Source organism: Streptomyces sp. NPDC047017 (assembly GCF_040644175.1).
In the GTDB taxonomy this organism is placed as follows: domain Bacteria; phylum Actinomycetota; class Actinomycetes; order Streptomycetales; family Streptomycetaceae; genus Streptomyces.
Genome location: NZ_JBEYVW010000005.1, coordinates 459,595 through 465,932 on the forward strand (window position 1 = coordinate 459,595; position 6,338 = coordinate 465,932).

Annotated in this window: 5 protein-coding genes and 1 pseudogene; 2 read left to right on the forward strand and 4 right to left on the reverse strand. The window is 74.6% G+C overall.

The genetic code is table 11. From position 1 onward, the window contains the following. Nucleotides 1-29 precede the first annotated feature (29 nt). From ABZ858_RS11860 to ABZ858_RS11875, 4 genes are read right to left on the reverse strand one after another with little or no spacing between them, the layout of a single operon-like run. A complete protein-coding gene (locus ABZ858_RS11860; protein ID WP_361375292.1) occupies nt 30-1,184 on the reverse strand; it encodes a betaine/proline/choline family ABC transporter ATP-binding protein in 1,155 nt (384 codons plus the stop codon). 4 nt (nt 1,185-1,188) lie between these two features. Beyond that, the gene (locus ABZ858_RS11865) at nt 1,189-1,854 is read right to left on the reverse strand and encodes an LUD domain-containing protein (RefSeq protein ID WP_361375294.1); all 666 of its coding nucleotides are present in this window, start codon (nt 1,852-1,854) and stop codon (nt 1,189-1,191) included. Further along, nucleotides 1,851-3,347, reverse strand: a complete 1,497-nt coding sequence (locus ABZ858_RS11870) for a lactate utilization protein B (RefSeq protein WP_361375296.1) — start codon at nt 3,345-3,347, stop codon at nt 1,851-1,853. Before ABZ858_RS11870 ends, ABZ858_RS11865 begins: the two co-directional genes overlap by 4 nt. Then, nucleotides 3,344-4,099 carry a (Fe-S)-binding protein gene (locus ABZ858_RS11875; protein WP_361375298.1) on the reverse strand — a complete coding sequence of 252 codons (756 nt, stop codon included), beginning with the start codon at nt 4,097-4,099 and terminating at the stop codon, nt 3,344-3,346. Before ABZ858_RS11875 ends, ABZ858_RS11870 begins: the two co-directional genes overlap by 4 nt. Nucleotides 4,100-4,318: 219 nt before the next feature. Here ABZ858_RS11875 and ABZ858_RS11880 point away from each other — a divergent pair, with 219 nt between their 5' ends. Then, a complete protein-coding gene (locus ABZ858_RS11880) occupies nt 4,319-5,620 on the forward strand; it encodes an alpha/beta fold hydrolase (protein WP_361375300.1) in 1,302 nt (433 codons plus the stop codon). A 94-nt stretch (nt 5,621-5,714) separates the two neighbouring features. Continuing rightward, nucleotides 5,715-6,233: pseudogene (locus ABZ858_RS11885) on the forward strand (sigma-70 family RNA polymerase sigma factor); the annotation flags it as partial. Nucleotides 6,234-6,338 lie beyond the last annotated feature (105 nt).

A 6,338-nucleotide genomic window follows, 5' to 3' on the forward strand; every position in this document is an offset into this window, starting at 1 on the left:
ACCCGGGACGGCGGCGGCCCGGCGCCGGATCAGGCGTCGGCCACCGAGTCGAAACGCACCTGCCCGCGCGGCACCCCGAGCGCGTCCGCGTCCACCGACCGGCGCAGCGCCTCGTGCAGCTTGGCCGGGGTCAGCACCCCCAGGAACCGGGCGCCGTCCAGCACCGCCACCCAGCCCGCGTCGTGCTGGAGCATGACCCCGAACGCCTGCTTGAGCGAGGCGCCCACCGGCACCCACGCCTTCATCCGGTGCGCCCGCTCGCCCACCGAACCGCCCGCCGCCAGCGACTCCAGGCCCACCCAGCCGTGCAGGTCACCGGAGCCGTCCAGGACCACCGCCCAGCGGGCGCCCTGGGCGCGCAGCCGCCCGGCCGCCCGCCCGGCGCTCTCGTCGGGCCGGGCCAGCGGCGGCTGCTCCAGGTCGTCGGGCTCGATCGCGGTCACCGACAGCCGCTTCAGACCGCGGTCGGCGCCCACGAACGAGGCCACGTACGCCGTCGCCGGACTGCCCAGCACCGCACCGGGCGTGGCGAACTGCTCGACGCGCCCCTGCCCGTACACGGCGATCCGGTCGCCGAGCCGCACCGCCTCCTCGATGTCGTGGGTGACCAGCAGCACCGTCTTGCGCACGGCGGCCTGCATGCGCAGGAACTCGTCCTGCAACTGCTCGCGCACCACCGGGTCCACCGCGCCGAACGGCTCGTCCATCAGCAGCACCGGCGGGTCCGCGGCCAGCGCCCGCGCCACCCCGACCCGCTGCCGCTGCCCGCCCGAGAGCTGCTCCGGGTAGCGCGGCCCGTACGTCTTCGGGTCCAGGCCCACCAGATCGAGCAGCTCGGCGGCGCGCGCCCGCGCCTTCGCCCGCTTCCAGCCGAGCAGGGCCGGCACGGTCGCCGTGTTGTCCAGGACCGTGCGGTGCGGGAAGAGCCCGACCTGCTGGATGACGTACCCGATACGGCGGCGCAGCCGGACCGGGTCGACGCCGGCCACGTCCTCGCCGTCCACCAGGACCCGGCCCGAGGTCGGTTCGATCAGCCGGTTGACCATCATCATGGTGGTGGTCTTGCCGCAGCCGGACGGGCCCACGAGGGTGACGAGTTCGCCCTCGGCCACCTCGAAGCTGAGGTCGTCCACGGCCGTGGTCCCGTCCGGGTACCGCTTGGTGACCTGTTCGAACCGGATCATCCCCTCACGCTAGCGGCGCCGCCCGCTCCCCGCTCACCAGCACCACCTCCAGGGTGCGCGGCCCGTGCACCCCCTCCACCCGGTCCAGTTCGATGTCGCTGGTCGCGGACGGCCCGGAGATCCAGGTCAGCGGGCGGGCCGGGTCGAGGCGGGCAAGGGCCTGCGGCACCGAGGAGACCACCTGGTCCGGGACGCGCACCACGCAGACGTGGTGGTCGGGCACGAGCGTGATCCGGCGGCGGCCCTGGTCGGGGGAGGCGTCCAGGACGATCGTGCCGGTCTCGGCGATCGCGACCGCGCAGCCCGTGATCACGCTGTCCACCCGGTCCAGCTCCCCGGGAGTGCTCTGCGGGCGGTCCGCGACCACACCCACCTCCGTCCGCGCCAGCCAGTCCCCGTCCAGTCCCGGCGGGACCAGCACGCTCAGCGCGCCCCGCTCGTCCAGCAGCCGGGCGAGCAGCGCGGGCAGCTCCGCGGCGGCGCAGCGGTGCACGACCGCCCGGTAGTCCGCCAGGTTCCCGGCCAGCAGGTCCACCGTCTCCTCGGTGCCGCGCTCCCCGTGCCGGCGCAGATAGCCGCGGGGCACGGCCCGCTCGTACGGCATGTCGTCCCGCTCCACGTCCGCCAGCGCCCGGCGCACCCGGCCCAGGACGCGGTCCCGGCTGCTCACTGCACGCCCTCCTCGCCGCCGCGGGTGCGCTGCCACCAGTCGCGGAACGGTTCCGCGGGCACCTCGGGCAGGTCCCGGGAGCCGGTCCACGCCCGGCCGGGGCCCGGCAGGGTCCGCGGACGGAAGCGCCGGGTGCGCGCGGCGAGGCGCTGGCCGCCGCGCAGCAGCGCCGGGTGGGTGAAGGCCGCCCGGGCCGCCCGCATCGCCGCGCGTTCGGCTCCATGGCCCTTGGCGGGCCTGAGCACCACCTTGTTGCCGCCGCGGGTGGCCCCGCCGCCCTGGACGACCCGTTCGCGCAGGTGCACCAGCACCTCGGGGATGTCGATGGCGACCGGGCACACCTCGTAGCAGGCGCCGCACAGCGAGGACGCGTATGGCAGCGAGGCGTCGATCGCGCTGCCGGTGCCGCGCAGCTGCGGGCTGAGGATCGCGCCGATCGGGCCGGGGTAGACCGAGCCGTAGGCGTGTCCGCCGGCCCGCTCGTACACCGGGCACACGTTCAGGCAGGCCGAGCAGCGGATGCAGCGCAGGGCCTGGCGGCCGACCTCGTCGGCGAGCGTGTCGGTGCGGCCGTTGTCCAGCAGCACCAGATGGAAGGCGCGCGGGCCGTCGCCGTCGGTGGTGCCGGTCCAGGTGGACGTGTACGGGTTCATCCGCTCGGCGGTGGAGGAGCGGGGCAGGGTCTGCAAAAAGACCTCCAGGTCCCGCCAGGCCGGCACGACCTTCTCGATGCCGACGACCGAGATCAGCGTCTCGGGCAGGGTCAGGCACATCCGCCCGTTGCCCTCGGACTCCACGACCACCAGGGTGCCGGTCTCGGCCACCACGAAATTGGCGCCGGAGATGCCGACCCTGGCGCGCAGGAACTTCTCCCGCAGGTGCAGCCGGGCCGCCTCGGCGAGTTCGGCGGGCGTGTCGGTCAGGCCCTCGGGCGCCGGACGCCCCCACCGCCCCATCTCGGAGCGGAAGACGTCCCGGATCTCGCCGCGGTTGCGGTGGATGGCGGGCACCAGGATGTGCGAGGGCCGGTCGTGGCCCAACTGCACGATCAGCTCGGCCAGATCGGTCTCGTAGGCGCGGATGCCCTGGGCTTCCAGGTACTCGTTGAGCCCGATCTCCTGGGTGGCCATCGACTTGACCTTGACGACCTCGCTCTCCCCGGTGGCCTTGACGAGACCGGCCACGATCCGGTTGGCCTCCGCCGCGTCCACCGCCCAGTGCACGGTGCCGCCGGCCGCCGTGACCGCCTCCTCCACCTGGAGCAGATAGCGGTCCAGGTGGCGCAGCGTGTGGTCCTTGATCCGGCGGCCCGCCTCGCGCAGGGCGGCCCAGTCGGAGACCTCGGCCACCGCCGCGGCCCGCTTGGCCCGGATGGTGTGCGTGGCGTGGCGCAGATTGCCGCGCAGGGTGGCGTCGCGCACGGCCTCCCGCGCGGCCTCGGGGAACGGCGGGAAGACCGGGAACGCGGGCATCCCCACGAAGGTGGCGCTCATACGGCGGGTTCCTCCTCTGTGCTCGCCAGGATCTCCGCGAGGTGCACCGGCCGCATCCGCGTGCGCAGCCGGGCCATGGTGCCGCCCAGGTGCATCAGGCAGGAGTTGTCGGCCGCGCACAGCACCTGGGCACCGGTCGACTCGGCGTTCCGTACCTTGTCGGCGCCCATCGCCGCCGAGACATCGGGGTTCTTCACCGCGAAGGTGCCGCCGAAGCCGCAGCACTCCTCGGCGCCCGGCAGCTCGACCAGCTCAAGCCCCCGCACCGCCTCCAGGAGCCGCCGCGGCCGGTCCCCGAGGCCCAGCGAGCGCAGGCCGTGACAGGTCGGGTGGTAGGTCACCGTGTGCGGGTAGTACGCCCCCACGTCCGTCACACCGACCACGTCCACCAGGAACTCCGTCAGCTCGTACGTCTTCGGCACCACCGGCGCCAGGGTCCGGGCCAGCGCGTCCCCCCGGCCCTCGGCCCGCGCCCGCTCACCCATGCGCGGATACAGCTCCCGCACCATCGCCCCGCACGAACCCGACGGGGTGACGACGGCCTCGTACTCCCGGAAGACATCGGAGAACCGCCGGGCCAGCGGCTCGGCCTCGTGCCGGTACCCGGTGTTGTAGTGCGCCTGCCCGCAGCACGTCTGGGCCATCGGGAAGTCCACCTCGACGCCGAGCCTGGTCAGCAGTCTCACCACGGCGCGCCCGGTGCTCGGATAGAGCGTGTCGTTGACGCAGGTGAGGAACAGGGCGACACGCATCGCGGCTCCTTGGCACGGGTCACGGGACGGCCGGCGGACGGGTGAAGCCTAGTCAGGCCCGCGCCGCCGGGGCAGACGCGGGCCACGGCGTGGCGGCGTCCCCGGCGGCCGGGTCCGCTGACCGGGCGTTCAGTACCGTTCCCGGTCCCGGCGGCAGGGCGGTCACCGGCCATGTGCTGAACTGGGACGCGGCCCTGCCCCTCCGTCCCGGGAGAACCGTTGTCCGTCAGCTACCGCCAGCCCGGCGTCGTCCTCACCGACCGCTCCTTCACCGTGCCGCTCGACCACGACGACCCGGCGGGGGAGACGATCGAGCTGTACGCCCGCACGGTCGTGGCCGGTGACAAGGCGGACCGGGAACTGCCGTGGCTGCTGTACCTCCAGGGCGGCCCGGGCTTCGGGGCGAACCGTTTCATCGGACGGCAGGCGTGGCTCGGCCGGGCCCTGGAGGAGTACCGGGTGCTCCTGCTCGACCAGCGCGGCACCGGTCACTCCAGCCCCGCCAACCGCCAGACCCTCCCGCTGCGCGGCGGCCCCGCCCGGCAGGCCGACTACCTGACGCACTTCCGCGCCGACTCGATCGTCCGCGACTGCGAGGCCGTCCGCCCCGAGGTGACCGGCGGCGCCCCCTGGACCGTCCTCGGCCAGAGCTTCGGCGGCTTCTGCACCGTCAACTACCTCTCCACGCACCCCGAGGGCCTGTCCGCCGCGCTGATCACCGGCGGCCTGCCCGCCCTGGACGCGCACGCCGACGACGTGTACCGGGCGGCCTACCCGCGCATCGAGCGCAAGGCCGCCGCCCACTACGCCCGCTACCCGCAGGACGTGCGCCGCGCCCGCGAGATCGCCGAGCATCTGCTCACCCATGACGTCGTCCTGCCCGGCGGGTACCGGCTCACCGCCGAGGCGTTCCAGTCCCTCGGCATCCTCCTCGGCGGCGGCGACGGCAGCCACCGCCTGCACTTCCTCCTGGAGCACGCCTTCGTGCGCACCCCGGGCGGCCCGGAGCTGTCCGACGCCTTCCAGGAGGAGGTGCGCGGCCTGCTGTCGCACGCCGCCCACCCGCTGTACGCCCTCGTCCACGAGGCGATCTACGGCCAGGACGCCCGCCCCACGGCCTGGGCGGCCGAGCGGGTACGCGCCGAGTTCCCGCAGTTCGACGCGGCCAAGGCGCTCGCCGGGGACGGGCCGCTGCTGTTCACCGGCGAGACCGTGCACCCCTGGATGTTCGACTGCGACCCCGCGCTGCGCCCGCTGCGCGAGATTGCCGAACTGCTCGCCGCCCGCACCGGCTGGCAGCCCCTGTACGACCGTGACCGGTTGGCCGCCAACGAGGTGCCGGCCGCCGCGGCCGTCTACCACGACGACATGTACGTGGACACCGCGCACGCCCTCGCCACCGCCCGGTCGATCCGCGGCCTGCGCACCTGGGTCACCGACGAGTTCGAGCACGACGGCGTCCGGGCCGGCGGCCCCCGCGTCCTGGACCGGCTGCTCGCCCTCGCCCGCGACGAGGCGTGACGGCCGCCGTCCACAGGGCCCGGCGGCCGGGCGGCGCCGGACCCTGGGATGATCATCACGGACGGGACGGCGAGGGGGGCGGGGCGCGGTGGACGTGAGCACCGGGGGCAGGGGCGGCCAGGACGAACTGGCGCGGCGGTTCGAGACGCATCGCGGGCAGTCGCGGGCGGTGGCCTACCGCATGCTCGGCTCGCTCGCCGAGGCCGAGGACGCCGTCCAGGAGACCTGGCTGAAGCTGACCCGCGCGGACAGCGCCGCCATCGGCAACCTGGGCGCCTGGCTGACCACGGTGACCGGCCGGGTCTGCCTCGACCTGCTGCGCACCCGCACCGCGCGCCGCGAGGACCCCATGGACGACACGTTCGTGCCCGACCCCGTCGTGCGGCCCCTGACACGGACCGATCCCGAGCACGAGGCGCTGCACGCGGACGCGGTGGGGATCGCCCTGCTGGTCGTGCTGGAGACGCTGGAGCCGGACGAGCGGCTGGCGTTCGTGCTGCACGACCTGTTCGCGGTCCCCTTCGACGACATCGCGCCGATCGTGGAGCGCACCCCGGCCGCCACCCGGCAGCTCGCCAGCCGCGCCCGCCGCCGGGTGCGCGGCGGCACCCCGCCCACCGAGTGGCGGGTTCTACTGATCCCCGCAACACCCTGGACTTCAGGGGGTTGCGGGGATCGTGGATTTTGAGGTGCTGAAGGCGAGGTTCTTCGAGGCGCT